The organism is Streptomyces sp. NBC_01622 (assembly GCF_045209635.1).
Classification (GTDB): domain Bacteria; phylum Actinomycetota; class Actinomycetes; order Streptomycetales; family Streptomycetaceae; genus Streptomyces.
Genome location: NZ_CP109293.1, coordinates 8,086,369 through 8,112,383 on the forward strand (window position 1 = coordinate 8,086,369; position 26,015 = coordinate 8,112,383).

General features: G+C 69.2%; 19 protein-coding genes and 1 pseudogene. 9 read left to right on the forward strand and 11 right to left on the reverse strand.

From position 1 onward, the window contains the following. The first annotated feature begins 48 nt into the window (after nt 1-48). From OH768_RS37425 to OH768_RS37435, 3 genes and pseudogenes are all read left to right on the forward strand, one after another. A complete protein-coding gene (locus tag OH768_RS37425; protein WP_406460472.1) occupies nt 49-684 on the forward strand; it encodes a TetR/AcrR family transcriptional regulator in 636 nt (211 codons plus the stop codon). A gap of 249 nt (nt 685-933) precedes the next feature. After that, nucleotides 934-1,918 (forward strand): annotated as a pseudogene (locus OH768_RS37430) (endonuclease/exonuclease/phosphatase family protein). Between the two features lie 93 nt (nt 1,919-2,011). Next, nucleotides 2,012-3,232, forward strand: coding sequence for an MFS transporter (locus OH768_RS37435; protein ID WP_406460474.1), 1,221 nt, complete (start codon nt 2,012-2,014; stop codon nt 3,230-3,232). An 89-nt stretch (nt 3,233-3,321) separates the two neighbouring features. Here OH768_RS37435 and OH768_RS37440 read toward each other — a convergent pair whose 3' ends face one another. The 4 genes from OH768_RS37440 to OH768_RS37455 form a co-directional block, all read right to left on the reverse strand. Beyond that, nucleotides 3,322-5,358, reverse strand: coding sequence for an NAD(+) synthase (locus tag OH768_RS37440; protein WP_406460475.1), 2,037 nt, complete (start codon nt 5,356-5,358; stop codon nt 3,322-3,324). A gap of 100 nt (nt 5,359-5,458) precedes the next feature. After that, the gene (locus OH768_RS37445; protein ID WP_406460477.1) at nt 5,459-7,417 is read right to left on the reverse strand and encodes a protease pro-enzyme activation domain-containing protein; all 1,959 of its coding nucleotides are present in this window, start codon (nt 7,415-7,417) and stop codon (nt 5,459-5,461) included. A gap of 226 nt (nt 7,418-7,643) precedes the next feature. Further along, nucleotides 7,644-8,273: a DUF305 domain-containing protein gene (locus OH768_RS37450; RefSeq protein WP_406460479.1), complete on the reverse strand. Its 630-nt coding sequence runs from the start codon at nt 8,271-8,273 to the stop codon at nt 7,644-7,646. Further along, nucleotides 8,270-8,941, reverse strand: coding sequence for a DUF3105 domain-containing protein (locus OH768_RS37455; RefSeq protein WP_406460480.1), 672 nt, complete (start codon nt 8,939-8,941; stop codon nt 8,270-8,272). Before OH768_RS37455 ends, OH768_RS37450 begins: the two co-directional genes overlap by 4 nt. Nucleotides 8,942-9,284: 343 nt before the next feature. On the opposite strand from OH768_RS37455, the gene glnA reads away from it, so the two are divergent. After that, nucleotides 9,285-10,646 carry a type I glutamate--ammonia ligase gene (gene glnA, locus OH768_RS37460; RefSeq protein ID WP_093631824.1) on the forward strand — a complete coding sequence of 454 codons (1,362 nt, stop codon included), beginning with the start codon at nt 9,285-9,287 and terminating at the stop codon, nt 10,644-10,646. A gap of 15 nt (nt 10,647-10,661) precedes the next feature. Here glnA and OH768_RS37465 read toward each other — a convergent pair whose 3' ends face one another. The 5 genes from OH768_RS37465 to OH768_RS37485 form a co-directional block, all read right to left on the reverse strand. After that, nucleotides 10,662-11,681 carry a TolB family protein gene (locus OH768_RS37465; protein ID WP_406460482.1) on the reverse strand — a complete coding sequence of 340 codons (1,020 nt, stop codon included), beginning with the start codon at nt 11,679-11,681 and terminating at the stop codon, nt 10,662-10,664. After that, nucleotides 11,678-12,982, reverse strand: a complete 1,305-nt coding sequence (locus tag OH768_RS37470; protein ID WP_406460483.1) for an MFS transporter — start codon at nt 12,980-12,982, stop codon at nt 11,678-11,680. Before OH768_RS37470 ends, OH768_RS37465 begins: the two co-directional genes overlap by 4 nt. Nucleotide 12,983: 1 nt before the next feature. Next, nucleotides 12,984-13,859: an alkaline phosphatase family protein gene (locus tag OH768_RS37475; protein ID WP_406460484.1), complete on the reverse strand. Its 876-nt coding sequence runs from the start codon at nt 13,857-13,859 to the stop codon at nt 12,984-12,986. 162 nt (nt 13,860-14,021) lie between these two features. Beyond that, nucleotides 14,022-14,462 carry a VOC family protein gene (locus OH768_RS37480; protein ID WP_406460486.1) on the reverse strand — a complete coding sequence of 147 codons (441 nt, stop codon included), beginning with the start codon at nt 14,460-14,462 and terminating at the stop codon, nt 14,022-14,024. A gap of 24 nt (nt 14,463-14,486) precedes the next feature. Next, nucleotides 14,487-14,999, reverse strand: coding sequence for a pyridoxamine 5'-phosphate oxidase family protein (locus tag OH768_RS37485; protein ID WP_406460487.1), 513 nt, complete (start codon nt 14,997-14,999; stop codon nt 14,487-14,489). Between the two features lie 237 nt (nt 15,000-15,236). On the opposite strand from OH768_RS37485, the gene OH768_RS37490 reads away from it, so the two are divergent. Then, the gene (locus tag OH768_RS37490; RefSeq protein WP_406460489.1) at nt 15,237-18,236 is read left to right on the forward strand and encodes a bifunctional [glutamine synthetase] adenylyltransferase/[glutamine synthetase]-adenylyl-L-tyrosine phosphorylase; all 3,000 of its coding nucleotides are present in this window, start codon (nt 15,237-15,239) and stop codon (nt 18,234-18,236) included. A gap of 118 nt (nt 18,237-18,354) precedes the next feature. Here the strand turns inward: OH768_RS37490 and OH768_RS37495 are convergent, their stop codons facing one another. Together OH768_RS37495 and OH768_RS37500 are read right to left on the reverse strand one after the other, a co-directional pair. Then, on the reverse strand, nt 18,355-19,215 hold the full coding sequence (locus OH768_RS37495) for a phosphatase PAP2 family protein (protein ID WP_406460491.1): 861 nt from the start codon (nt 19,213-19,215) through the stop codon (nt 18,355-18,357). A gap of 131 nt (nt 19,216-19,346) precedes the next feature. Beyond that, the gene (locus OH768_RS37500) at nt 19,347-20,381 is read right to left on the reverse strand and encodes a LacI family DNA-binding transcriptional regulator (protein ID WP_406460493.1); all 1,035 of its coding nucleotides are present in this window, start codon (nt 20,379-20,381) and stop codon (nt 19,347-19,349) included. A 350-nt stretch (nt 20,382-20,731) separates the two neighbouring features. Between OH768_RS37500 and OH768_RS37505 the strand changes: the two genes are divergently transcribed. From OH768_RS37505 to OH768_RS37520, 4 genes are all read left to right on the forward strand, one after another. Further along, nucleotides 20,732-22,006 (forward strand): extracellular solute-binding protein, encoded by a 1,275-nt coding sequence (locus tag OH768_RS37505; RefSeq protein WP_406460495.1) that lies wholly within the window; start codon nt 20,732-20,734, stop codon nt 22,004-22,006. Nucleotides 22,007-22,110: 104 nt separating this feature from the next. After that, the gene (locus tag OH768_RS37510; protein ID WP_406460497.1) at nt 22,111-23,115 is read left to right on the forward strand and encodes a carbohydrate ABC transporter permease; all 1,005 of its coding nucleotides are present in this window, start codon (nt 22,111-22,113) and stop codon (nt 23,113-23,115) included. A gap of 13 nt (nt 23,116-23,128) precedes the next feature. Then, nucleotides 23,129-23,995, forward strand: coding sequence for a sugar ABC transporter permease (locus tag OH768_RS37515; RefSeq protein WP_406460498.1), 867 nt, complete (start codon nt 23,129-23,131; stop codon nt 23,993-23,995). A gap of 218 nt (nt 23,996-24,213) precedes the next feature. Then, nucleotides 24,214-25,881 carry a glycoside hydrolase family 13 protein gene (locus tag OH768_RS37520; RefSeq protein ID WP_406465606.1) on the forward strand — a complete coding sequence of 556 codons (1,668 nt, stop codon included), beginning with the start codon at nt 24,214-24,216 and terminating at the stop codon, nt 25,879-25,881. Nucleotides 25,882-26,015: the final 134 nt, after the last annotated feature.

Sequence of the window (26,015 nt, forward strand, 5' to 3'; positions counted from 1 at the left end):
GACAATCGCCACAGACGCGGACGGGTGACAGCGAAGGGACGGAGTGAAGTGAGCCTTGCCGACAACGGGACTCAGCCGGGTGCCCCCACCAGGGGACGCCCGCGCAGTGAGGCCGTCGAACGCGCCATCACGGAGGGTGTGATGAAGCTCCTGGAGGAAGGCGTGCCACTGGCCGAACTCTCCATCGAGCGCATCGCCCGCACCGCCGGAGTCGGCAAGGCCACCATCTACCGCCGCTGGCCGGGCAAGGAGGAACTCTTCGTCGACGTCGTCCGCGCGGCCGAGCCGCAGGACCCCGAACTGCCCGGCGTCTCCCTGCGCGACGACCTCGTCGCGATGGCGGAACAACTGCGCCAGCGCGGCCTGATGACCCGTTCCTCGGCCCTGCTGCACAACGTGTACGCGCAGATGAAGAGCGCCCCGAAGGTGTGGGCGGCCTACCACGCGACGGTCGTGGAACCCCGCCGCCGCATGCAGGTCGAGCGGCTGCGCCGGGCCCAGGAGAACGGCGAACTCCGCACCGACCTCGACCCCGAGCTGATGAACGACATGCTGGTCGGCCCGATGCTCCTGCGCACCGTCATGCGCGCCGACGCCGACCTCCCCGAGGGCCTGTCCGAACTCCTCGTGGACACCGTGCTGGTGGCCCTGCGCCCGGCCGATTCCCAGGCCGATCCGGCCTGAGCCCGTATGTGCGCGTCTCGTCACAAGCACGCCCGACGGGCCGGTATCCGGAACTCACGGTGCGGACTTGTTCGTCCTCGTCCCCGTACGGCCGTCATGGGACGGCGGATCGGAACCGATCATCCCCTAGGGTCGTAGGCGCGGGGACGATGGTGTGCACGGCAGGTAGTGAGGCGACGGTATGGCACAGCAGGCGTATGTGGCGGAGACGGACGGCGGCGGCTCGGGGGACCAGTCGCGCGGAAACCGATTTCGGCGCCTGCGGAACAGACTGTTCGACGGCTGGCGGGGCGACCGGAGGATCTGGCTCCGGGGTCTGGTCCTCGCCGCGCTGGCGATCGTCCTCGCCCTGGTCATGCTGCTGCACTCGCGCATCCCGAACCGGATCGGAAACCTGGGCAGCCTCACGGAGACCTTCCTGCCCTGGTTCGGGATCACGATCCCGCTGCTGCTGATCCTCGGCCTGGTCCGCAAGTCGGCGACCGCGCTGATCGCCGTCGTACTCCCGGCGGTCGTCTGGCTGAACCTCTTCGGCGGGCTGCTGCTCAGCGACAAGACCGGCACCGGCGGCGACCTGACCGTGGCCACGCACAACGTCAACGCCGACAACCCCGACCCGGCCGGCACGGCCCGTGACGTGGCGGCGTCCGGCGCGGACATCGTCGCCCTGGAGGAGCTGACGGCCTCGGCGGTCCCGACGTACGAGAAGGCGCTCGCGTCGACGTACAAGTACCACGCGGTCGAGGGCACGGTCGGCCTGTGGAGCAAGGACCCGATGACCGGCGTCAAGGCCGTGGACATAAAGCTCGGCTGGACCCGCGCGATGCGCGCCACCGTCACCACCCCCGAGGGACAGATCGCGGTCTACGTCGCCCACCTCCCCTCGGTGCGGGTGAAGCTCGAAGCCGGCTTCACCGCACGGCAGCGCGACACGAGCGCGGACGCGCTCGGCGAGGCCATCGCCGCCGAGCCGCTCAAGCGGAAGATCCTCCTCGGCGACCTCAACGGCACGATGAACGACCGCTCGCTGAACGCGGTCACCTCCCAGATGCGCTCCACCCAGGGCGCGGCGGGCGACGGCTTCGGGTTCAGCTGGCCGGCCTCGTTCCCGATGGCGCGGATCGACCAGATCATGGTCCAGGGCGTGGACCCGGTCACCTCGTGGACACTCCCCAGGACCGGCAGCGACCATCTCCCGATCGCGGCCCGTGTGAACCTGGACACGAGCTCTTAACCTCGTGGAATAGCGGGCCTGGGAGTCTTTGTTCCGTAAATGAACTTAAGCTGTACGGAACTCCGCTCTCCCTTGAAAGGCACAGGCACCTCCATGCCCCTGGCCCTGCTCGCTCTGGCCGTCGGCGCTTTTGGTATCGGCACCACCGAATTCGTGATCATGGGCCTGCTGCCCGAGGTCGCGGACGACCTCCACGTCTCGATCCCCACGGCGGGACACCTGGTCTCGGCGTACGCGCTGGGGGTCGTCATCGGTGCCCCGCTCCTCGCGGCGGTCACCGCCCGTCTGTCCCGCCGCACGGTCCTGATCGGCCTGATGGTCCTGTTCGTGGCGGGCAACGCCCTGTCGGCCTTCGCAGCGAACTACGACTACTTGCTCGTCGCCCGCTTCCTGAGCGGCCTGCCGCACGGTGCCTTCTTCGGCGTAGGAGCGGTGGTCGCTACGACGATGGTCGCGCCCGAACGCAAGGCGCGCTCCGTCTCGTTGATGTTCCTGGGCCTCACGGTCGCCAACATCGTGGGCGTACCCGCGGCCACGCTGATGGGCCAACACCTGGGCTGGCGGGCCACGTTCCTCGCCGTCAGCGTGATCGGCGTAGCGGCGATAGCGTCGCTGGCCCTGCTGATCCCGCACGACCACGCACACGCCCCGGCGGTGGGCCTGCGCCGCGAGATGGCGGCGTTGAGGTCGCTCCCGGTATGGCTGGCCCTCGGCACCACAGTGGCCGGTTTCGGGGCGCTCTTCTCCGCGTACAGCTACATCACCCCGATGCTCACGGACGCGGCAGGCTTCGCCGACGGCAGCGTGACGCTGCTGCTGGCCCTGTTCGGCGTGGGCGCGACGGCAGGCAACCTGCTGGGCGGCCGCCTCGCGGACCACTCCCTACGGGGCACGCTGTTCGGCGGGTTGGTGTCCCTGGGTGCGGTCCTGGCCCTGTTTCCGCTCCTGATGACCACGGAGTGGACGGCGGCCCTGTCGGTCGTCCTCCTGGGCGTAGCGGCGTTCGTGACGGGCTCCCCGCTCCAGCTGATGGTGATGGAAAAGGCTTCTGCGGGCCCCTCGTTGGCTTCTTCCGCGAACCAGGCGGCTTTCAACTTGGCGAATGCGGGCGGCGCTTGGATCGGCGGCCTCGCCCTTGCCGCAGGCTTCGGCGCTACGTCACCTGCGGTGGCCGGCGCGCTGTTGGCCGTACTGGGGCTGGGAGTTGCTGCCACGGCGTGGAGCGTGGACCGGCGCCGGGGTGTGTCGGGGAGTGGCCGCGAGCGGCTGGTCGCGACGCACGTACCTGAACAGGCGACAGCACTCCAGTCCTGACCTTTGCCCACCCGACTACCCGTTACGGTCGGTGTGGGAAACGGGGGTCTGGGGGGAGCCCCCAGGGCCGCGCACCCCCGTGGCCCGCACTAGTCGAACCGCGCCAGGTCCCGCAGCCAGGCCGTAGCCGACCCGTCCGAAGGCGCCCGCCAGTCCCCGCGAGGCGACAGCGAACCCCCCGCCGAAACCTTCGGCCCGTTCGGCATCGCCGACCGCTTGAACTGCGCGAAGCCGAAGAAGCGGCGGCAGAAGACCTCCAACCACCGCCGGATCTCCGGCAGGTCGTACGCCACCCGCTTCGCCTCCGGGAAGCCCGGCGGCCAGGCCCCCGCCCCCGCCTCGTGCCACGCGTGCCACGCCAGGAAGGCGATCTTCGACGGGCGGAAGCCGTAGCGCAGGACGTGGAACAGGGTGAAGTCGTGCAGTGCGTACGGGCCGATCTTCGACTCCGTCGACTGCATCTCCTCGCCGGGGACCAACTCGGGGCTGATCTCCGTGTCGAGGATCGCGGTGAGGATCTTGCCGGTCTCCTCGTCGAACTGGTCGCTGCTCACCACCCAGCGGATCAGGTGCTGGATCAGGGTCTTCGGTACGCCGGAGTTGACGTTGTAGTGGCTCATCTGGTCGCCGACGCCGTACGTCGACCAGCCCAGCGCCAGCTCGGACAGGTCACCGGTGCCCAGCACGATGCCGTTGCGCTGGTTGGCGAGGCGGAACAGGTAGTCCGTGCGCAGGCCTGCCTGCACGTTCTCGAAGGTGATGTCGTACACCGGCTCGCCGGAGGCGAAGGGGTGGCCCATCTCCTTCAGCATCAGGCGCGCGGTCGGCGTGATGTCCAGCTCGGCGGCCGTGACGCCGATCGCCCGCATCAGCGCGTGCGCGTTGTCCTTCGTGTGGTCGCTCGTCGCGAAGCCGGGCAGCGTCCAGGCCAGGATGTCGCTGCGCGGACGGCCCGCGCGGTCCATCGCGCGCGCGGCGACGATCAGCGCGTGCGTGGAGTCCAGGCCGCCCGACACCCCGATGACGACCTTCGGGCCGCCGATCGCCGCGAGCCGCTGCTGAAGGCCCTCGACCTGGATGTTGTACGCCTCGTAGCAGTCCTGCGCGAGCCGGTCCGCGTCGGCCGGCACGAACGGGAAGCGCTCCAGGCGCCGACGGAGACCCAAGTCGGTGAGCGGCGGGGCGAGTTCGAAGGCGATCGTCCGGAAGTCGGCCGTCCGCGCGCGGTGCGTACGGCGGTTGTCGTCGAACGTGCCCATCCGCTGCCGCTCCTGCCGCAGCAGGTCGAGGTCGATGTCGGCCACCGCGTACTCGTCGCCGAGCGGGAAGCGGTCGGTCTCGGCCAGCAGTACACCGTTCTCGTAGATCATGGCCTGGCCGTCCCACGACAGGTCCGTCGTCGACTCGCCGAGGCCGGCCGCCGCGTAGACGTACGCGGCGAGACAGCGCGCGGACGCCGAGCGGCACAGCAGCTTGCGGTCCTCGGCGCGGCCGACCGTGATGGGGCTGCCGGAGAGGTTGACGAGGACCGTGGCGCCCGCCAGGGCGGCCTCGGCGCTGGGCGGCACCGGCACCCACATGTCCTCGCAGATCTCCGTGTGCAGCACGAGGGAGGGGACGTCCTGGGCCGCGAACAACAGGTCCACGCCGAAGGGGACTTCCTCCCCGCCGACGCGGATCGTCCCGCCGCGCTCGTCCGCGCCGTCGGCGATCTGGCGGCGCTCGTAGAACTCGCGGTAGTTCGGCGGGTACGACTTCGGTACGACACCCAGGATCCGGCCGCGGTGCACGAGCACCGCGCAGTTGTAGATCCGGTTGCGGTGCCGCAGCGGGGCGCCGACGACCAGCACCGGCAGCAGGTCCGCGGACCCCGTCACCACGTCCCGTAGCGCCTCCTCGACCTGGTCGAGGAGCGCGTCCTGGAGCAGCAGGTCCTCGATGGAGTAGCCGCACAGGCCCAGCTCCGCGAAGACGGCGACGGCGACGCCCTCCTCGTCGCAGCGGCGGGCGTGGCGCAGGACGGCTTCGGCGTTGGCGTGCGGGTCCGCGATCACGGTGTGGCCCGTGCAGGCGGCGACGCGGGCGAAGCCGTGCTGATAGATCGACCAGAAGTTCAGTGGAGGCACGGGTCCACTGTAATCGTCAGTGAGACGCGATGGGGTGGCGCGGGGTGTCGTATACCCCACGCCACCCCATCAACAGGTGACTCGCTTACCGCCTACCGGGTCAGTGGTGACCCTGCGAGCGGCTGAACGACTCGACGTAGCCGTTCGCGGGCGTACCCACGCCGGTCACGTCGTCGTAGCCCTTGACCGCGGACAGCGAGCTGTCCTTGCCGAGGCTGCGGACCGAGGTCAGCAGGCCGCCGGTGGCGTCGTAGCCGTTGGCGAAGTCCACGCGCGCCACCGCCAGGCCGGAGCCCGTCGGGTTGTCGGTCACGTCGTGGTAGACCTTCGTGCCGTACTTGGCGTAGATCGACGGGTTGGCGAAACCGATCGCCTTGCCGCCGCGCGCCTCCTGGGCCAGGGCCTGGACCGCCGCGATCACCGGGGAGGCGAGCGAAGTGCCGCCGATCCGGTACTCGCTGTACGACTCCGAGCCGTCCGACTGGGTCTGCGTCTGGCCGACCTTGAAACCGGTGTTCGGGTCGGCGATCGCCGAGATGTCCGGGACCACGCGGTTGCCGGTGGCGCTGTTGGCCTTGGCGAGCGCGTCCGGGACGACACCCTTCTGGTAGAAGGGCTCGGCCACGGTCTTGCTGGTGCCGCCGCCCGCGCCCGAGGTGAAGGCGCCCGGGAAGGCGGTCCAGCTCTTGCCGTCGGTCGACAGCGCGGCCTTCTCGGTCCCCCAGCCGGTCTCCCACAGGTACTTGTCGCCCTTGCCGACGGCGAGGGAGGTACCGCCGACCGCCGTCACCCACGCCGAGTTGGCCGGGGTGTCGACCTGCTTCACCTTGGTGTTGGCGACCTCGTCGCCGTTGTCACCGGAGGAGAAGTAGAAGCCGATGCCCTCGACCGCGCCCAGCTGGAACACCTGGTCGTAGGCGGCCGCGAGGTCCGGGGTCTGGTTGGCCTCGATGTCGCCCCACGAGTTGGAGACGATGTCGGCCAGGTGGTTGTCGACGATCTTGCTCAGCGAGTCGAGCAGGTCGTCGTCCATGCAGGAGGCGGCGCCCACGTACGTGACGTTCGCGTCCGGAGCCACCGCGTGCACGGCCTCGACGTCGAGGGTCTCCTCGCCGTACCAGCCCGAGGCGTCGCACTCGTCGGCGCCGGTGTGCGTGTAGTCGCTGGGCAGGACCTGCTTCAGCTGACTGGTCTTCCAGGTGGCGTCGCCGTGCTTCTTCGCGTAGGTGGCCGCGTCGAACGCGATGGTCGGCGAGGCGTAGGCGTCGGTGATGGCGACGCGCACGCCCTTGCCCGTGTACTTGCCGGCGCCGTAGGCGGCCCGCAGCTGCTTGCCGGTGTAGCCCTCGATCGCGTACGGGATCTTCTGGCCGTACGCCGAAGGCAGGGTGGTCGCGGTGTTGGAGCCGTAGTACGAGGAGAACGGCCCCGAGTTCTTGAACACCGCGGTCGGACCCGGCAGCGTGTCGTCGTGGTTCGCCTTGTGCGGGGCGTTGTCGAGACCGGTGACGGTCAGGACGGCACCGCCCAGGCTGTCCGGCGCGGAGGCCGTCTTCGACGGGGCGCGGTAGGTCTTCGACCCCTTCGAGTAGTTGTGCAGCGAGGTGCTGAACGCCTTCTCGACCGCCGCCACGTCACCGGAGACGGTGACGTAGTGCTGCGTGGTGCCGGTGATCTTCAGCCCGGCGGACTTCAGCCAGGACTTGACGGCGCTCACCTGGGCCGTCGTGGCGCCGAAGCGCTGCTGCACCTGAGCCGCGCTCAGGTACTTGCCGTACTGAGCCGACTCCGGGTCGGAGACGGCCTTGGCGTACGCCGCGAGGCCGGAGGCGTTCCGGCCGGCGAGGTAGACCCGGGCGGAGAGCTTGGAGCTGTCGGCGGTCGCTCCCTTGTCCGCCTTGGCCGTCGCCCACGCGGGCTTGGTGCCCGCGAGAGCGTCCCGGCCCGGGGTGTCCACGGCGTGCGCCGCGGGTATACCGAGCGCCAGAGCGCCGGCGAGCATGGGCAGTGTCGCTGCCATGCTCACGCCGGCGCGCATGGTGGCGCGATTGGATCTCATAAAACCCCCTGCTATGCGGTTCCACGCATGGAGTGGTTGGTCGTCGTCGATCCGTACGGAACCTGCGGCGGGAAGGTCCGCGGATGGATCACACGTGGGGCCACTCTTTCGATGAACCGTTCATGCCAGGGGAACGCGAAAGTCAAGAGAAACCCAAGGAACCGTCAGGCAGGGCGAATTGGATGGTTTTTTCCTTACGGGCGTGTAACGAACGACCGAGGGTGCTTTACGAACGCGCTTTTGCGCCACGCTCCTTGAGCATGCCGGCCATCAACTGGATCTCCGACTGCTGCGCGTCGACCATCCCCTGCGCCAGCCGTTTCTCCACCCCCACCCGGCACTTCTCCACACACCCCTCGGCCATGTGGATCCCGCCCTTGTGATGGTCCGTCATGAGCTGCAGGAAGAACACCTCGGCGGACTTGCCGCTCAGCGAATTCAGCTTCTTCAGCTCGGTGTTGGTCGCCATCCCCGGCATCAGCGCGCCGTCCTTACCGGATGCCATGTCACCCATGCCCATCCAGGTCATCGGCGGATCGGCCGACACCTTCGGCAGGTTCCACAGGTCCAACCAGCCCAGCAGCATGCCCCGTTGGTTGGCCTGCGTCTGCGCGATGTCGTATGCGAGGCGCCGCACTTCCACGTTTTTCGTCCGGTCCCGCACGATGTACGACATCTCGACGGCCTGCTGGTGGTGGACCGCCATGTCCCGCGCGAACCCGGCGTCCGCCGAATCCGCCGTAGGAGTGGGGGAGTTGGCCGATCCGCCGCCGTCCTCGGCGACCGCGTACGTGATCGCGCCGGCCGCGACCAGCGCCACCGCCGCGGCCCCCGCGATCAGTCCCACCTGCCTCACTGCGACAGCCCGCCCGTGCACGCGGCACCCGGCTCGGGCGTCTGGCTGCCCTGCACGAACTTCTCGAAGAACTTGTTCACGGCCGGGTCGCTCGCGCTCTTCACGGTGCGCTGGTGCCCCCACGCCGACAGCGTGATCGGGTCCTTCTGGCTGTCGTACGGGCTCATCAGCGAGTACGGCGTCGACTTCACCTTCGCCGCGAGCGCCTTGACGTCGGCGGCCGAGGCCTTCTTGTTGTACGTCACCCAGACCGCGCCGTGCTCCAGCGCGTGCACCGCGTTCTCGTCCTTGACGGCCTTGGCGTAGACGTCGCCGTTGCAGTTCAGCCAGACCGGGTTGTGGTTGCCGCCGACCGGCGGGTGCATCGGGTAGTTCACCGTGCCGGTGACGTGGGTGCGGCCCAGCGTCCCCTTCCACGTGTCCACGCCGTCCGCGCCGGCCACGAAGTGCCCCGAACCGCCGCTCTTGGAGTCACTCGCGGAACTGTCCTTCTTGCCGGACTGCGCGTGCACGACGGCGACCCCGCCGATGACGAGACCTGCGGCGACCACCGTGCTCGCCACGATCTTCACGAGCTTGGCGCGTCGCTCGCGGACCTGCTCGGCGCGCCGCATCTCCTCGATGCGGGCCTTGCGCGCCGCGTTGCCGGTGTTCTTCGCGGAACCCATGAGATGTGTGTCCTTTTGGGGGAAGGGACGGGAAGGTCGGGACCCGCTGATCGTAGTGGGGGAGGAAAGGGTTCTCGCAGGGCGCCCACAGCAAAGACCGCGGAAGAGTGCGAAGTGCCCCGGGCCAGGCATTACGAATGTCAGTCCGAGCAGGCAAGATGGTCAGCAGATGGGCATCAGCGCAGGACACCTGCCGTTCGCGAGCCGTTCAGCCCGAGGACGGCCGGTCGATCAAGGTCGGCAACGCGCACGAAATGGTGTTGTGGTGGGATGCTCAGGTGCCCGACCGCCTCCTGCGGTACGAGGACAGGCGGCCTGACCAGCAAGGATGGGGAAGCGGAAGATGGACAAGCAGCAGGAGTTCGTGCTCCGGACGTTGGAGGAGCGCGACATCCGGTTCGTACGGCTGTGGTTCACGGACGTGCTGGGCTTCCTCAAGTCCGTCGCCGTGGCCCCCGCCGAGCTGGAACAGGCCTTCGACGAGGGCATCGGCTTCGACGGCTCCGCGATCGAGGGCTTCGCCCGCGTGTACGAGTCCGACATGATCGCCAAGCCGGACCCCTCCACCTTCCAGGTCCTGCCGTGGCGGGCCGAGGCCCCCGGCACGGCCCGCATGTTCTGCGACATCCTCATGCCGGACGGCTCCCCGTCCTTCGCGGACCCGCGCTACGTGCTCAAGCGCGCCCTCGCCAAGACCTCCGACCTGGGCTTCACCTTCTACACCCACCCGGAGATCGAGTTCTTCCTCCTGAAGGACCGCCCCCTCGACGGCTCCCGCCCCACCCCCGCCGACAACTCCGGCTACTTCGACCACACCCCGCAGAACGTCGGCATGGACTTCCGCCGCCAGGCGATCACCATGCTGGAGTCGATGGGCATCTCGGTCGAGTTCTCCCACCACGAGGGCGCCCCCGGCCAGCAGGAAATCGACCTCCGCTACGCCGACGCGCTCTCCACGGCGGACAACATCATGACCTTCCGCCTGGTCATGAAGCAGGTGGCGCTGGAGCAGGGCGTGCAGGCGACGTTCATGCCGAAGCCGTTCTCGGAACACCCGGGGTCCGGGATGCACACGCACTTGTCGTTGTTCGAAGGCGACCGGAACGCTTTTTATGAGTCCGGCTCGGAGTACCAGCTCTCGAAGGTCGGCCGCTCGTTCATCGCGGGCCTGCTGAAGCACGCGGCGGAGATCTCCGCCGTCACCAACCAGTGGGTCAACTCCTACAAGCGCATCTGGGGCGGCTCCGAGCGCACGGCCGGCGCCGGCGGCGAGGCCCCCTCGTACATCTGCTGGGGCCACAACAACCGCAGCGCCCTGGTCCGCGTCCCCATGTACAAGCCCGGCAAGACGGGTTCGGCGCGGGTCGAGGTCCGCTCCCTCGACTCCGGCGCGAACCCGTACCTGGCCTACGCCCTCCTCCTCGCCGCCGGCCTCAAGGGCATCGAAGAGGGCTACGAACTCCCCCCGGGCGCCGAGGACGACGTCTGGGCCCTCTCCGACGCGGAACGCCGCGCGATGGGCATCGAGCCGCTGCCCCAGAACCTGGGTGAGGCCCTGACCCTGATGGAGCGCAGCGACCTCGTCGCCGAGGCCCTCGGCGAACACGTCTTCGACTTCTTCCTGCGCAACAAGCGGCAGGAGTGGGAGGAGTACCGGAGCGAGGTCACGGCGTTCGAGCTGCGGAAGAACCTGCCGGTGTTGTAGCCCGGCCGCTCTACTTCACTTCACGAACGCGGGAGACACGGCCGCGGTGCTGATGCGCCGCGGCTTTCCCCTGCCGGCCGCCGGTACCGCGTACAGGTCCGCCCCGTAGTCCCCGGGCAGTGCGTAGACGATCGTCCCCTCGCCCCGCCACACCGCCTGGTCGTCCACGCTCCGCGGCTCGGCCAACGGCGTCTCTCGCATCGTTTGGAGGTCCAGGACGTACAGATGCCACGGGGCGTCCTTCGGAAGGCCCTTCACCCGTTTCTTGAAGGCGATCCTCGTGCCGTCGGGGGAGAGGGACGGGCATTCGACGTTCGTGTGGATCGTGGTGACCGTCCGTGTGCGCAGGTCGCCCCTGACCAGGTACGTGCCGCCCTTTGTCGCCAGCGTCGCGTAGAACGTGTGGTCGTCCGCCGCGAAGGTCACGCCCCAGAAGTTGACGTCGGCCGCGTGGTAGGCGTGGCCGTTCTTGAGGATGCGGAACGACTCCAGGGACGGGATCAGCCGGCCCGACCTCGTGTCGACGATCGCCGCTCGGGTCGAGAAGTTCGTACCCGCGTACGAGTCGCCGCCGACGAATGCCGTCCAGGCCGCGAAGTGACCGGTGGGGGAGACCCGGGCCCGGGAGGGGATGCCGGGGACGTCGTAGTGGGCCTTCTCCTTGAGGTGGGCGTCGAGGATCAGGGCGCGGTAGGTGTCCGTGACCGTGCCGTGGACCGCCTGGAGGCAGACTCCGGTGCCCGAACTGGCGTAGAAGCGGAGGCACTTGAGGCCGGAGGCGGTGCGTGGGCCGGAGGGGTTGGAGGCCGGGACCGTGGTCAGTTCGTCTCGGTGGGGGCCCCAGGCCATGTTGCGGAACACCATGGTGCCGGGAGACGTGAGGGTGACCCGGCCCGCGGTGACCTGTGGGCCGTCGGGCTGGACCTGGTCCCGCTGCCCGGCACGCGCCGACGCGTGGAGTACCGAGGCGACGGCGACCCCTGCGAGCAGGACGATCGCCGTGGCGAGGATCAGGACGCGGTTGCGCAGAGTCATGAGGCAGGCTCCAGTACTGATCGGCCGGGGCGGAGCGTCAGTGCGAACACCGCGCAGACCGCCAGTGCCGCCGCCGACGCCATGAGCGCCGTACGGTCGCCCCACAGCGTCCACGCCGCGCCGAAGCCCAGCGAGCACACGAACCGCGCCGCCGCCTGGCCCGTCTGCACCAGCGCCAGGCCCGACGAGCGCAGCTCTTCCGGCACGCTGTCCGAGGCCGCCGCCATCAGTACGCCGTCGGTCGCCGCGTAGAAACCGCCGTGCAGGAGGAGGACGGCGTAGGGGAGGGCCGTGCCGTGCCAGGAGGTCAGCAACAAGGCGTACGCCGTGAGGAGGGCTCCGTGGCCGGCCAGGAATATCCGCCAGCGGCCGACGCGGTCCGCCAGGCGGCCCAGTGGTACGGCGAGCAGTAGGAAAGCCGCCGCCGTGCCCAGGGGGAGCAGGGCGAACCAGCGGTCGGGGACGCCGAGGCGGCGTTGCAGGAGCAGGTACACGAAGGAGTCGCTGACCGTCGCCAGGCCCAGGAGCAGTGCGCAGACGGTGATGCGGCGCAGGTCGCGGCGGGCGAGGAGGGCGAAGGCGGCGCCCAGGGCGGGGCGGCTCGAAGGCAGCGGCGCCGATGCCCGGCCACCCGGAACGACCAGCGCCGGCGCCGATGCCCGGCCACCCGGAACGAACAGCACCAGCACCAGCACCCCGACCACGGCCACGCAGAAACTCACCGTGAACACCGCGTCGTACCCGTCGACCGTCGCCCGCAGGATCAGGAACGCCACCAACGGGCCGAGCAGCGCGCCCGCCGTGTCCATCGCGCGGTGTACGCCGAAGGCGCGACCCCGGTTTTCCGGGGTGGAGGACAGGGAGATCAGCGCGTCGCGCGGTGCCGTGCGCAGGCCCTTGCCCGTGCGGTCGGCGGCCAGGATCAGGCCGATGGGGGTGAGGGTGTGGGCCAGGAGGAGGAGAGGCTTGCAGGCCGCCGAGACGGCGTAGCCCACGCCCGCCACCCACTTGTGGCGACCGCCGCCCCGGTCGGCGAGGTGGCCGCCGGCCAGGCGGACGAGTGCCGAGAAGCCGTTGTAGACGCCGTCCAGGAGACCGAAACCCAGCGGGGAGAGGCCGAGGCCTGTCACCAGGTACAGCGGCAGCACCGCGGTCACCATCTCGGACGACACGTCGGTGATCAGGCTGACCGCGCCGAGCGCCAGGACCGTGGGGGCGACGCCCGCGGACACCCGCGCCGCAGTACCCGTAGTACCCCGGGCACCCGGGGCAGCGTTGGCGCGGCTGTCCGCCACGTACATCTCAGGACGCCCAGATGCCGGTGATGTCCGCGGCCGAGGCCGCGTTGCCCGCGTGGGTGGTCAGGCCCTGGGAGTCCTCCAGGGTCCGCAGCAGGTTGTAGTGGTTGTACGTGGTCGAGGACGTGGCGCCCGCGGTCACCGGCTGGCCGTAGAACACCGTCGGGATGCGGTTGCCGCTGAGCAGGTTGTCCTCGTCGAAGGTGACGACGAGCAGGCTGTTGTGCGTCTTGGCCCAAGTCGCGTACGCGCCGAGGTTGTTCTTCAGCCAGGTGTCACCGGTCGCCACCGAGCAGTCGTGCATGTCGCTGCACAGGTTGGGCGTGACGAAGGAGATGTCGGGGAGTGTCGTGTAGTCCGTGGGGAACTGCGCGAAGGTCTTCGCCGTCGACGTCGCGACGTTGGAGAAACCGAACCACGGGTTGTGCTTACGCGCGTAGTTGCCGCTGCTGCATGTCGTCGAACCCTGGCTCGGCAGCGTCTCGTTGTAGCTGGCCCAGGTGCCGCCCGCCGCCGTCACCTCGGAGGCGAGGTTCGCGGCCGAGGAGAAGCCCGCCGTGTAGCAGCTGTCGCTGGTGATGCCCTGGGTGGAGCCGGAGAACAGGGCGAAGTAGTTCGGCTGGCTCGGGTGGGTGATCCCGTACGACTGGGTGAGGGCGGCGCCGCCGGACGCGAGCGAGTTGATGTAGGGGGCACTGGAGGAGCCGATGACCTGGCTGTAGGCATGGTTCTCCATCACCACGACGACGACGTGGTCCGGGGTCGGCACCCCGGTCGCGGCGTGCGCGGTCGAGGCGGTGCCGAAACCGGTCCAGACCCCGACGGCGGCTGCCGAGAAGGCGAGCGCGGACGCCACGACGGCGCGACCGCGGCGGTACACGGAACCGACGGAACTGCTGGAACTGCCAGAAATGTCAGAACTGCCGGACACTTCAACCTCCGGGTGGGGGGGAGGACGGGGGTGACGGTGCGGACAGAGCATGCACACGCCAAAATGCCCGCATCCCACCTCGCCCAACCCGATGGATGAAGAAGTGATGAACTACTGCCGCGGTCCGGCCAGTTGGGCCAGCACCTGATGCAGCGGCTCGGTGGCCCGCTTCCGGTACTCCTGGATCGCCCACCCGTTCCCGTCCGGGTCCTTGAAGTACATGAACGTCGCCCCGTCCTGCGGCGCGAACTGCACCGGCTCGCTGACGTCGAGCCCGCGCGCGGTCAGCTCGTCGTAGGCCGCCTTCGCGTCCTGCACGCACAGCTGCATGCCGTGGTACGTCCCCGGCTGCGGCGTCCCGGTCGGCACCTGCAGGCCGTCGACCAGCGCGATCGAACACCCGGACCCCGGCGGCGTGAGCTGCACGATCCGCACGCCCTCCATCACCTCGCCGTCGAGATCCACGTGGAAACCGACCTTGTCCTGGTAGAACGCCTTGGCACGGTCCACGTCCGAGACCGGCAACAGGATCACTTCGAGGGTCATGTCCATGGCTTGACTCCTTTGTCAGGCGCGTCACTCGAACCGCCACCGCGTCTGGCTGAACGGCTCCCCCTTACCGAAGCCGAAAACCGTGCGCGGCGCCACAGCGAAGACGAACGCGGATCCGCCACCGTGCTGGAAGGCCCCGTCCCGCACCTCGAAGTGCCAGAAACTGCCGTACTTCGCCTCCCACGCGGCGGCCAGCTCCCGCAGCCGGTCCTCGTCCGCGACCCGTACCGCCGCGCCCTCGACGACCAGGTCGTACCCCTTGTCCCAGGTGCTCGTGCCGGTCGTCAGCACGACGTGCGGGTTGTCGGCGAGATTGCGCGCCTTGCGCTCCTCGGGCCCGGTGCAGAAGTGCAGCGCCCCGTCCGACCACACCGCCGGCAAGGGCGTCACATGCGGCCGCCCGTCCGGCCGCACCGTCGAGATCCAGAACTGCTCGGCCGCCTCGAGCCGCGCCTCGGCCGTGGCCCAGTCGGTCGCGGTGGCCGCCGGGTCGCTGTAGCGGGGGGCGAGACGGGTCTGCGGTGCGCTGTCGGTCATCGGATACCCCTAGTCCCTGAGTCGTACGTCATCGGCTTCTCCCGGCGTCGGCTGTGCGTGCTCCTGCAGGACAGACCCCGTACCCCTCCGGAACTCATCGCCGCACGCCCCGGGGCCACCGCCCGCACCTGCGGTTAGGCTCGGGGCGTTACGACCTAGATCGGAACGACGTAGATCCGAACAACCTTGATCCGAACGACCTTGATCCGAACGACCTTGATCCGAGGGAGGCCGAGGATGACGGCGCTGGGACGCAGAAGCAGTACCTTCACGCGGCTGCTGCGGCACGGCTTCACCGATCCCTCGGCTGCCGAGCGGCTTCTGGAGAGCGCGGAGCTGGCGCCGATAAGGAACGACCCGGTCCTGCTGGAGGCCCTCGGCGCCACCGCCGACCCCGACCTCGCCCTTCAGGGTCTCGTACGGCTCCTGGAGGCGCAGCCCGAGCCCACCGCACGGCGCGAGCTGACGGACACGCTGATCGCGGCGAAACCCCTACGGGACCGGCTGCTCGGCGTGCTCGGCGCCTCCGCCGCCCTCGGCGACCATCTCGCCCGGCACCCGCGCGACTGGCACGCCCTCGTGATGTACGAGCCCCGTGACCTCCACCCCGGGGTGGAGGAGTTCGAACGCGGGCTGGCAGAAGCCACCGACCCCGTCGCCCTCCGCGTCGCCTACCGCCGCTGCCTGCTGTCCATCGCCGCCCGCGACGTGTGCGGGACCACCGACCTCGCGCAGACCGCCGCCGAACTCGCCGACCTCGCCACCGCCACCCTGCGCTCCGCCCTCGCCATCGCGCGCGCCGCCGCACCCGACGACGCCGCGCTGTGCAGGCTCGCGGTGATGGCGATGGGCAAGTGCGGCGGGCACGAGCTGAACTATGTCTCCGACGTCGACGTCATCTTCGTCGGCGAGGCGGTCGACGGCGCCGACGAGGGCAAGGCGCTCCGCGCCGCCACCAAGCTCGCCGCGCACATGATGCGGATCTGCTCCGAGACCACCGTCGAGGGCTCCATCTGGCCCGTCGACGCCAATCTCCGCCCCGAGGGCCGCAACGGCCCCCTGGTCCGCACCCTCGCCAGCCACCTCGCCTACTACCAGCGCTGGGCCAAGACCTGGGAGTTCCAGGCCCTGTTGAAGGCCCGCCCGGTGGCCGGCGACCTCGCGCTCGGCGCGGAGTACGTCGCCGCCCTCGAACCCCTCGTGTGGCAGGCCGCCGAGCGCGAGAACTTCGTCACCGACGTGCAGAAGATGCGCCGCCGGGTCGTCGAGAACATCCCCGCCGCCGAGATCGACCGCGAACTGAAACTCGCGCCCGGCGGCCTGCGGGACGTCGAATTCGCCGTCCAGCTCCTGCAGTTGGTGCACGGTCGCGCCGACATCTCGCTGCGCAGCGGCAGCACGCTCGTCGCGCTCCAGGCCCTCGCCGCCGGCGGCTACGTCGGCCGCGAGGACGCCGCCCGGCTCGACGACGCCTACCGCTTCCTGCGCACCATGGAACACCGCATCCAGCTCTACCGGTTGCGCCGCACCCACCTGGTCCCCGTAGAGGAGGCCGACCTGCGCCGCCTGGGCCGCTCGATGGGCCTGCGCACCGACCCGGTGGCCGAGCTGAACCGCGAGTGGAAGCGGCACGCGACGGTCGTACGACGCCTGCACGAGAAGCTCTTCTACCGCCCGCTGCTCGACGCGGTGGCCCAACTCGCCTCCGGCGAGACCAGGTTGAGCCCTCAGGCGGCCCGCGAACGCCTGGTGGCCCTCGGCTACGTCGACCCGGCGGCGGCCCTGCGCCACATCGAGGCCCTCGCCTCCGGCGTCACCCGCAAGGCCGCCATCCAACGCACCCTGCTGCCCGTCCTGTTGGGCTGGTTCGCGGACTCCGCCGACCCGGACGCGGGCCTCCTCAACTTCCGCAAGGTGTCCGACGCGCTCGGCAAAACCCCTTGGTACCTACGGCTGTTGAGGGACGAGGGCGCCGCCGCCGAGAACCTCGCCCGCGTCCTGTCGGCCGGCCGCCTCGCCCCCGACCTCCTCATGCGCGCCCCCGAAGCGGTCGCCCTCCTCGGCGACGGCGACGGCGGCAGCGGCCTCGAACCCCGCGACCGCGCCCACCTGGACCAGGAGCTACTGGCCGCGGTCGGCCGCGCCGACGACGCCGCCCAGGCGGTCACCTTCGCCCGCGGCGTTCGCCGCCGCGAACTCTTCCGTACGGCCGCCTTCGACATCGTCGGCTCCTACGGCACCGAGACCCAGCCCGCCGAGGCCGACCAGGGCGCCCTCGTCGACCGGGTCGGCGCCGCCGTCTCCGACCTCACCGCGGCCACCCTCGCCGGCACCCTGCGCGCGGTCGTCCGCGCGGGCTGGGGCGACACCCTCCCCACCCGCTTCGCCGTCATCGGCATGGGCCGCTTCGGCGGCCACGAACTGGGCTACGGCTCCGACGCGGACGTCCTGTTCGTGCACGAACCCCGCGAGGGCGTCCCGGAACGCGAGGCCTCCGAGGCGGCCAACAAGGTCGTCTCCGAGATGCGCCGACTGCTCCAGGTCGCCAGCTCGGACCCGCCCCTGCTGATCGACGCGGACCTGCGTCCCGAGGGCAAGTCGGGGCCGCTCGTACGGTCGTTGAACTCCTACGAGGCGTACTACCGCCGGTGGTCCCTGGTTTGGGAGTCGCAGGCGCTGTTGCGGGCCGAACCCGTGGCCGGGGACGAGGAGTTGGGCCGCCGGTTCATCGAGCTGATCGATCCGCTGCGGTATCCGGCCGAGGGGCTCGGCGACGATGCCGTACGGGAGATCCGGCGGCTGAAGGCCCGGATGGAGTCCGAGCGGCTGCCTCGTGGAGCGGACTCGACGCTGCACACCAAGCTGGGGCGTGGGGGGCTCTCCGACGTCGAATGGACCGTGCAGCTCATGCAGTTGCGGCACGGGTGGGTCGAGCCGGGGTTGCGTACCACGCGTACCCGGGAGGCTCTCGCGGCAGCCTGCGCCGCCGAACTCATCTCCGCCGAGGATGCTTCGACGCTGGACGAGGCTTGGGTGTTGGCGACCCGGGTTCGTAACGCGGTGATGTTGGTGCGGGGGCGGGCGGGGGACACGTTTCCTTCTGATCCTCGTGAACTGGCTGCTGTGGGGCGGTACTTGGGGTACGGGCCGGGGCATGTGGGGGACATGCTCGATGACTATCGGCGGACCACTCGGCGGGCTCGGGGTGTGGTGGATCTGTTGTTCTACGGGGCGTGAGTGGTTGAGTTCTGGCTGATCGCCGGTGGGGGCTGGTCGCGCCCGCGCGGCGGAGCCGCAAATGTGACGGCCCCGCGCCCCTTGGAGCGCGCCTGCCCTGGCCGGGGTCTTGAGAGGGCTACGCATTGGTCGGCAACCAAAGGCCGTCCGCTCTCCGTACCGCCACCGTGCGCTGCAGGGCGTACGGGAAGGCGCCGTACCAGACGCGGGAGACCGTGAAGCCGAAGGCGAGGCAGAGCATGCCGCCGACCGCGTCGAGCCAGAAGTGGTTGGCGGTGGAGACGATGACCATGAGGGTCGCCGCCGGGTAGAGGAGGCCGAGGATCCGGACCCAGGGGAGTTTCGCCAGGGTGAAGATCGTCAGGCCGCACCACAGGGACCAGCCGATGTGCATGGACGGCATCGCGGCGTACTGGTTCGACATGTGCTTGAGGTCGCCGGAGGCCATCGAACCCCAGGTCTCGTGGACCATGACGGTGTCGACGAAGTGGCCGCCGTTCATCAGCCGGGGCGGGGCCAGCGGGAAGAAGTAGTAGCCGACCAGGGCCACGGCCGTCGTCGCGAAGAGGACCAGGCGGGTCGCCGCGTACCGGCCCGGATGACTGCGGTACAGCCACACCAGGACACCCAGCGTCACCACGAAATGCAGTGTCGCGTAGTAGTAGTTCATCCCGACGATCAGCCAAGTCGCCGAGTTCACCGCGTGGTTGACCGACTGCTCGACGGCGATGTCGAGGTCGTTCTCCACGCGCCAGATCCAGTTGGCGTTGCGCAGTGCCTCGGTCCGCTGCTCCGGAACCGCGTTGCGGATCTGTGAGTACGTCCAGTAACTCACCGCGATCAGCAGGATCTCGAACCACAGCCGGGGCCGGCGCGGAGTCCGCAACCGGCGCAGGAAACCCTGCCCCGCGGCGTCCGCGACGGGGCTCGGAACGGCTTCTTCACGGCCTTCCAATGTCGTCACGGTGGTCTCACCCATAGACACAAAGTCTGCCAGAAAAGGCTTCCGGGACCGATCATCCCTTGGTCGGGTCCGGCTCGCATGTTCTACGACGAGAAGAGTCCCCGTACTACTACCAGCGCAGGGGAAGTCGCCGCGTTTTCTCCCCCTTAGGGACGATTTCGCTCCCCAGGCGCCGAAGCCGTCGAACCCCGCACCACCAGTTCCGGCATGAACACGAACTCACTGTGCGGCGCGGGAGTCCCGCCGATCTCCTCCAGCAACGTCCGAACCGCCGCCTGTCCCATCGCCGGCACCGGCTTGCGGATCGTGGTCAGCGGCGGGTCGGTGAACGCGATCAGCGGGGAGTCGTCGAAGCCCACCACCGAGACGTCCGTGGGCACCTGAAGCCCCCGCTGCCGGGCCGCCCGTATCGCGCCGAGCGCCATCATGTCGCTCGCGCACACGATCGCCGTGCAGTCGCGGTCGATCAGCGCGGCGGCGGCGGCCTGCCCGCCCTCCAGCGTGTACAGCGAGTGCTGCACGAGCCGGGTCTCCACGTCCTCGGCGGTCAGGGCCAGTTGGTCCTGCATCGAGCGGACGAAGCCCTCGATCTTGCGTTGTACGGGTACGAAGCGCTTGGGGCCCAGCGCCAGGCCGATGCGGGTGTGGCCCAGCGAGACGAGGTGGGTGACGGCGAGGGTCATCGCCGCGCGGTCGTCCGGCGAGATGAACGGCGCCTGCACCTTGGGCGAGAAGCCGTCCACGAGCACGAACGGCACGCCCTGCGCCCGCAGTTGCTCGTAGCGCTGCATGTCCGCGGAGGTGTCCGCGTGCAGTCCGGAGACGAAGATGATGCCGGCCACCCCGCGGTCGACGAGCATCTCGGTCAGCTCGTCCTCCGTGGACCCGCCCGGGGTCTGGGTGGCGAGCACCGGGGTGTAGCCCTGTCGCGTCAGCGCCTGCCCTATGACCTGCGCCAGGGCGGGGAATATCGGGTTCTCCAGCTCCGGCGTTATGAGGCCGACCAGGCCCTCGCTGCGCTGCCGCAGCCGTACCGGACGCTCGTAGCCGAGCACGTCGAGGGCGGCGAGGACGGACTGGCGGGTGGTGGCGGCGACGCCCGGCTTGCCGTTGAGGACGCGGCTGACGGTCGCCTCGCTCACCCCCGCCTGGGCGGCGATGTCGGCAAGCCGTGTGGTCACGGGAGTGGACTGTACCGGCCGTCGGCGCGCTGCGGGTTGCTGCGTCATCGCGATCCCTCGTGTTCTGGTCGGCATACGGCGTGCGGCAAGAGCTTGCAGAGTCTTGCACAAGTGTCTCATCGCCCGCTGAGCCGCATCAATACTCGGTTTCACCCAGATCGAGAGGAGGTCACGGGCGGGTAACTCTCAGGCCGTCTTGCAGTTTTTTGCAGCAAGGACTTTCGCGACGCTTGCATCGCTGTTACGTTCGGCGACGCCCGGCGGCGGCGAAGGAGCGGTCGGCGAGTCACAGGGGCGGCGGACGGGCCCGCCCCCTGCGGCACACGGGCTTTCACCCTCAAGGAGAACTCATGCGGCGTGGCATAGCGGCCACCGCTCTGGTGGCGTCCCTCGCCCTCGCGGCGACGGCCTGCGGCGGCAGTGACAGTGGCAGCGGCAAGTCGGACGGGCCGGTCACCATCACCTGGTGGGACACCTCCAACGCCACCAATGAGGCGCCGACGTACAAGGCCCTGGTCGCCGAGTTCGAGGCCGCCAACAAGAACATCAAGGTCAAGTACGTCAACGTGCCCTTCGACCAGGCGCAGAACAAGTTCGACACCGCCGCCGGCTCCAAGGGCGCCCCGGACGTGCTGCGTTCGGAGGTCGGCTGGACCCCCGCCTTCGCGAAGAAGGGCTACTTCCTGCCGCTCGACGGCACCGAAGCCCTCGCCGACCAGGCCAAGTTCAAGCCGAACCTGATCACGCAGGCCCAGTACGACGGCAAGACCTACGGCGTGCCGCTGGTCACCGACACCCTCGCCCTCGTCTACAACAAGGCGATCTTCAAGAAGGCCGGCATCACCACACCGCCCACCACCTGGGACGAGTTGAAGGCCGATGCCTCCAAGATCGACGCCAAGGAGAACGTGTACGGCTACTGGGGCTCCACCCAGGCCTACTACGCGCAGACCTTCCTCTACGGCGAGGGCACCGACACCGTCGACGCCGCCGCCAAGAAGATCACCGTGAACTCCGCCGCCGCGCAGAAGGCCTACGGCACCTGGCTCAGCCTCTTCACCGGCCAGGGCCTGCACGACGCCGACACCACCGCCGACGCCTACGCCCACATCCAGGACGCGTTCGTCAACGGCCAGGTCGCGTCCATCATCCAGGGCCCCTGGGAGATCACGAACTTCTACAAGGGCTCGGCCTTCAAGGACAAGTCCAACCTCGGCATCGCCCAGATCCCGGCCGGCTCCACCGGCAAGTCCGGCGCCCCGACCGGCGGTCACAACCTCTCGGTCTACGCCGGCTCGGACTCCGCGCACCAGAAGGCGTCCCTGAAGTTCCTCAACTTCATGACCTCCGCCGCCTCCCAGTCGACGATCGCGCTGAAGAACTCGACGCTGCCGACCCGCGACGACGCCTACACCGCCGCCGTCAAGGCCGACCCGGGCATCGCCGGCTTCCAGAGCGTCCTCGGCGCGGCCCAGCCGCGCCCGGCGCTCGCCGAGTACAGCTCGCTGTGGGGTCCGCTGGACACCGAACTGCCCAAGATCGCCGGTGGAAAGGAGTCCCTCACCAAGGGCCTGAGCAACGCCGAACTCGCGATCCAGAAGCTGGTCCCGGACTTCAGCAAGTAGCCCGAGTGGCCGTCGGATCCGCCAGGTCTGGGGGGACGGATCCGGCGGCCGTCGGCCTGCGCACCGGCCCAACTCCTGACCTTCCAGAAGGTGTCGAACGAACCATGACAGTCGCCATCGACCGCGCGACCGGCAAGCGCCACGGTGAACGCGCACCCCGACCCGGACCCCGCGGGCGCCTCAAGTCCGCCTACCAGAAGCACTGGTACGCGTACGCGATGATCATCCCCGTGGTCGTCGTACTCGGCGTCCTCGTGCTCTACCCCCTGGTGTACGGCCTGTACCTGACGCTCACCGACGCCAACAGCCTCAACACCGCGCGCACGATCGGCGTCAACCACATCGACGCCACCTACAAGTTCATCGGGCTCGACAACTACAAGGACATCCTGTTCGGCCCGACCTCGTACGACCGCTTCTGGTCGCACTTCATCTGGACGATCGTCTGGACCGCGGTCTGCGTCACCCTGCACTACACGATCGGCCTCGCCCTCGCCCTGCTGCTCAACCAGAAGCTGCGCGGACGCACCCTGTACCGGCTGATCCTGATCCTGCCGTGGGCCGTCCCCACCTTCGTCACCGTGTTCGGCTGGCGCTTCATGCTCGCCGACGGCGGCATCATCAACACCGCGCTGCACACCCTGCACCTGCCCCAACCCGACTGGCTGGAAAGCACGTTCTGGCAGCGGACCGCCGCGATCATGGTCAACACCTGGTGCGGTGTGCCGTTCATGATGGTCTCGATGCTGGGCGGACTGCAGTCCATCGACGCCTCGCTCTACGAGGCCGCCGAGATGGACGGCGCGAACCCCTGGCAGCGCTTCCGCTACGTCACCCTCCCGGGTCTGAGGTCGGTCAGCTCCACCGTCGTACTCCTCGGCGTCATCTGGACGTTCAACCAGTTCGCCGTCATCTTCCTGCTGTTCGGCAACACGGCCCCCGACGCCTCGATCCTCGTCACCTGGTCGTACTACCTCGGCTTCGGCCAACAGCCGCGTGACTTCGCACAGTCGGCCGCCTACGGCATCCTGCTGCTGGCCATCCTGATCGTCTTCACCTCCTTCTACCGCCGCTGGCTGAACCGCAACGACCAGCAGCTCGCGATCTGAGGCAGGAGTCCCCATGAGCACCACGACCACACCCCAACGGACGCGCCGCCGCGGCGAGTTGGGCCGAGCCGGCTCTCTCACCGCGCACGGCATCCTGATCGTCGCGAGCCTGATCGCCCTCTTCCCGATCGCCTGGCTGGTCTTTCTCTCCCTCGGCCCGGACTCGGACGACTACCTCCACCCGGCCGGCATCTGGAAGAAGATGACGCTCGGCAACTACTCGTTCGTGCTCCAGCACACCGAGTTCTTCGACTGGTTGAAGAGCTCGCTGATCGTCTCGCTCGGCACGACGGTCATCGGCGTCACCATCGCGGCCAGCACCGGCTACGCCGTCTCGCGCATGCGCTTCCCCGGCTACCGGAAGTTCATGTGGGTGCTGCTGGTCACCCAGATGTTCCCGATAGCGGTACTTATTGTGCCGATGTACCAGATTCTGGCGGATCTGCAGCTCATCGACAGCTACCTTGGTCTCATCCTCGTCTACTGCTCGACGGCGGTGCCGTATTGCGCCTGGCTGCTCAAGGGTTACTTCGACACGATCCCGTTCGAGATCGACGAGGCCGGACGCGTCGACGGGCTGAACCCCTTCGGCACGTTCGCGCGACTGATCCTGCCGCTCGCCAAGCCGGGTCTGGCGGTCGCCGCGTTCTACAGCTTCCTCACGGCGTTCGGCGAGGTCGCCTTCGCCTCGACGTTCATGCTGTCCGACACGAAGTACACGTTCGCGGTCGGGTTGCAGACGTTCGTGAGCGAGCACGACGCGCAACGCAATCTGATGGCTGCGACCGCTGTGTTGATCGCGATACCCGTGGCCGCGTTCTTCTATCTCGTGCAGAAGAACTTGGTCACCGGGCTTACCGCGGGTGGCACGAAGGGCTGACGGCGGGTTCGTTGTCGGCTGCGGCGCCGTCGTGGCTGGTCGCGCCCGCGCGGCGGAAGCCGCATATCGATACAGCCCCGCGCCCCTATGGGGGGCGCTGCCCCCCTACCCCCTTGAGACCCGAGGCGGCCGTGACGTCCATCCGACCCCGCTGACATCACGGCCGCCTCGCCCCCCAACTCTCCATGACCGAACTCCAGTTACGCACCAAGGACGCCATGACCCACCAGCACTCGGCCATCGCCCCGGCACCGAAAAACCCCGCCAAAGCCAAGCGCGGCGACTGGTGGCGGGACGCGGTGATCTACCAGGTCTATCCGCGCAGCTTCGCCGACAGCAACGGCGACGGCATGGGTGACCTGGAGGGCGTACGCTCCCGACTCCCGTATCTGCGTGACCTCGGTGTCGACGCCGTCTGGCTCAGCCCGTTCTACGCCTCCCCGCAGGCGGACGCGGGCTACGACGTCGCCGACTACCGTGCCGTGGACCCGATGTTCGGCAACCTGCTCGACGCCGACGCGCTGATCCGTGACGCCCACGGACTCGGTCTCCGCATCATCGTGGACCTGGTCCCCAACCACTCCTCGGACCAGCACGAGTGGTTCAAGCGGGCGTTGCGGGAGGGACCCGGCTCGCCGCTGCGGGAGCGCTATCACTTCCGGCCCGGAAAGGGTGAGCACGGCGAACTCCCGCCCAACGACTGGGAGTCCATCTTCGGCGGGCCGGCCTGGACCCGAGTCGAGGACGGGGAGTGGTACTTGCACCTCTTCGCCCCCGAGCAGCCCGACTTCAACTGGGAACACCCGGCGGTGGGCGACGAGTTCAGGTCCGTGCTCCGGTTCTGGCTGGACATCGGCGTCGACGGTTTCCGGATCGACGTCGCCCACGGGCTGGTGAAGGCGGAGGGGCTGCCCGACCTCGGCTCGCACGACCAAGTCAAGCTGCTGGGCAACGATGTCATGCCGTTCTTCGACCAGGACGGCGTGCACGACATCTACCGGCAGTGGCGCACGGTCCTCGACGAGTACGCGGGCGAGCGCATTTTCGTCGCCGAGGCGTGGACCCCGACTGTGGAGCGGACGGCCAACTACGTCCGCCCGGACGAGCTCCACCAGGCCTTCAACTTCCAGTACCTGGCGACGGATTGGGACGCCGAGGAGCTCCGTACGGTCATCGACCGGACGCTGGAGGCCATGCGGCCGGTCGGCGCCCCCGCCACCTGGGTCCTCTCCAACCACGACGTCACCCGGCACGCCACCCGCTTCGCCAACCCGCCCGGCCTCGGCACCCAGATCCGCACCGCCGGGGACCGGGAGCTGGGCCTGCGCCGGGCCCGCGCGGCGACGCTGCTGATGCTGGCGCTGCCCGGCTCGGCGTACGTCTACCAGGGTGAGGAGCTCGGCCTGCCCGACGTCGTCGACCTGCCGGACGAAGTGCGCCAGGACCCCGCCTACTTCAGGGGCGCGGGCCAGGACGGCTTCCGCGACGGGTGCCGGGTGCCGATCCCGTGGACGCGCACCGGGTCGTCGTACGGCTTCGGGGACGGCGGGAGCTGGCTGCCGCAGCCGGACGGCTGGGGCGAGTTGAGCATCGAGGCGCAGACGGGGACGGCCGGTTCCACGCTGGAGCTGTACCGGGCCGCGCTCGCCGCCCGTCGTACGCAGCCCGATCTCGGCGCGGGCGACTCGGTGGAGTGGCTGCGGGCACCCGAGGGTGTACTCGCCTTCCAGCGGGGGGAGTTCGTGTGTGTCGCGAACACGAGCGGGGAGTCGGTGACGACGTCGGTGTACGGCCGGCTGCTGCTCGCCAGCGGTGAGGTGACCGAGGCGGACGGCGAGGCGAAGCTGCCCGCCGACACGACGGTCTGGTGGACCACCACCCCGTAGCGCGAAAGTTCTTGCAGCAACTTCACACGGCCCGCTGCCCTTTTGGGCGGCGGGCCTTTAACATCTGGCCACCGCAAGGTTTCCACGGGATTTCAGCAAGAACATTCAAGAGCCTTCAACGGAGAAGGAACCCC

Coding starts and splice junctions, on each gene's coding strand:
- OH768_RS37455 (WP_406460480.1), bottom strand. CDS start 8,941: ATGGGTTCCGCGAAGAACACCGGCAACGCGGCGCGCAAGGCCCGCATC.
- OH768_RS37465 (WP_406460482.1), bottom strand. CDS start 11,681: ATGACTCTGCGCAACCGCGTCCTGATCCTCGCCACGGCGATCGTCCTG.
- OH768_RS37520 (WP_406465606.1), top strand. CDS start 24,214: ATGACCCACCAGCACTCGGCCATCGCCCCGGCACCGAAAAACCCCGCC.
- OH768_RS37510 (WP_406460497.1), top strand. CDS start 22,111: ATGACAGTCGCCATCGACCGCGCGACCGGCAAGCGCCACGGTGAACGC.
- OH768_RS37505 (WP_406460495.1), top strand. CDS start 20,732: ATGCGGCGTGGCATAGCGGCCACCGCTCTGGTGGCGTCCCTCGCCCTC.
- OH768_RS37435 (WP_406460474.1), top strand. CDS start 2,012: ATGCCCCTGGCCCTGCTCGCTCTGGCCGTCGGCGCTTTTGGTATCGGC.
- OH768_RS37495 (WP_406460491.1), bottom strand. CDS start 19,215: ATGGGTGAGACCACCGTGACGACATTGGAAGGCCGTGAAGAAGCCGTT.
- OH768_RS37515 (WP_406460498.1), top strand. CDS start 23,129: ATGAGCACCACGACCACACCCCAACGGACGCGCCGCCGCGGCGAGTTG.
- OH768_RS37480 (WP_406460486.1), bottom strand. CDS start 14,462: ATGGACATGACCCTCGAAGTGATCCTGTTGCCGGTCTCGGACGTGGAC.
- OH768_RS37490 (WP_406460489.1), top strand. CDS start 15,237: ATGACGGCGCTGGGACGCAGAAGCAGTACCTTCACGCGGCTGCTGCGG.
- OH768_RS37470 (WP_406460483.1), bottom strand. CDS start 12,982: ATGTACGTGGCGGACAGCCGCGCCAACGCTGCCCCGGGTGCCCGGGGT.
- glnA (WP_093631824.1), top strand. CDS start 9,285: ATGGACAAGCAGCAGGAGTTCGTGCTCCGGACGTTGGAGGAGCGCGAC.
- OH768_RS37445 (WP_406460477.1), bottom strand. CDS start 7,417: ATGAGATCCAATCGCGCCACCATGCGCGCCGGCGTGAGCATGGCAGCG.
- OH768_RS37485 (WP_406460487.1), bottom strand. CDS start 14,999: ATGACCGACAGCGCACCGCAGACCCGTCTCGCCCCCCGCTACAGCGAC.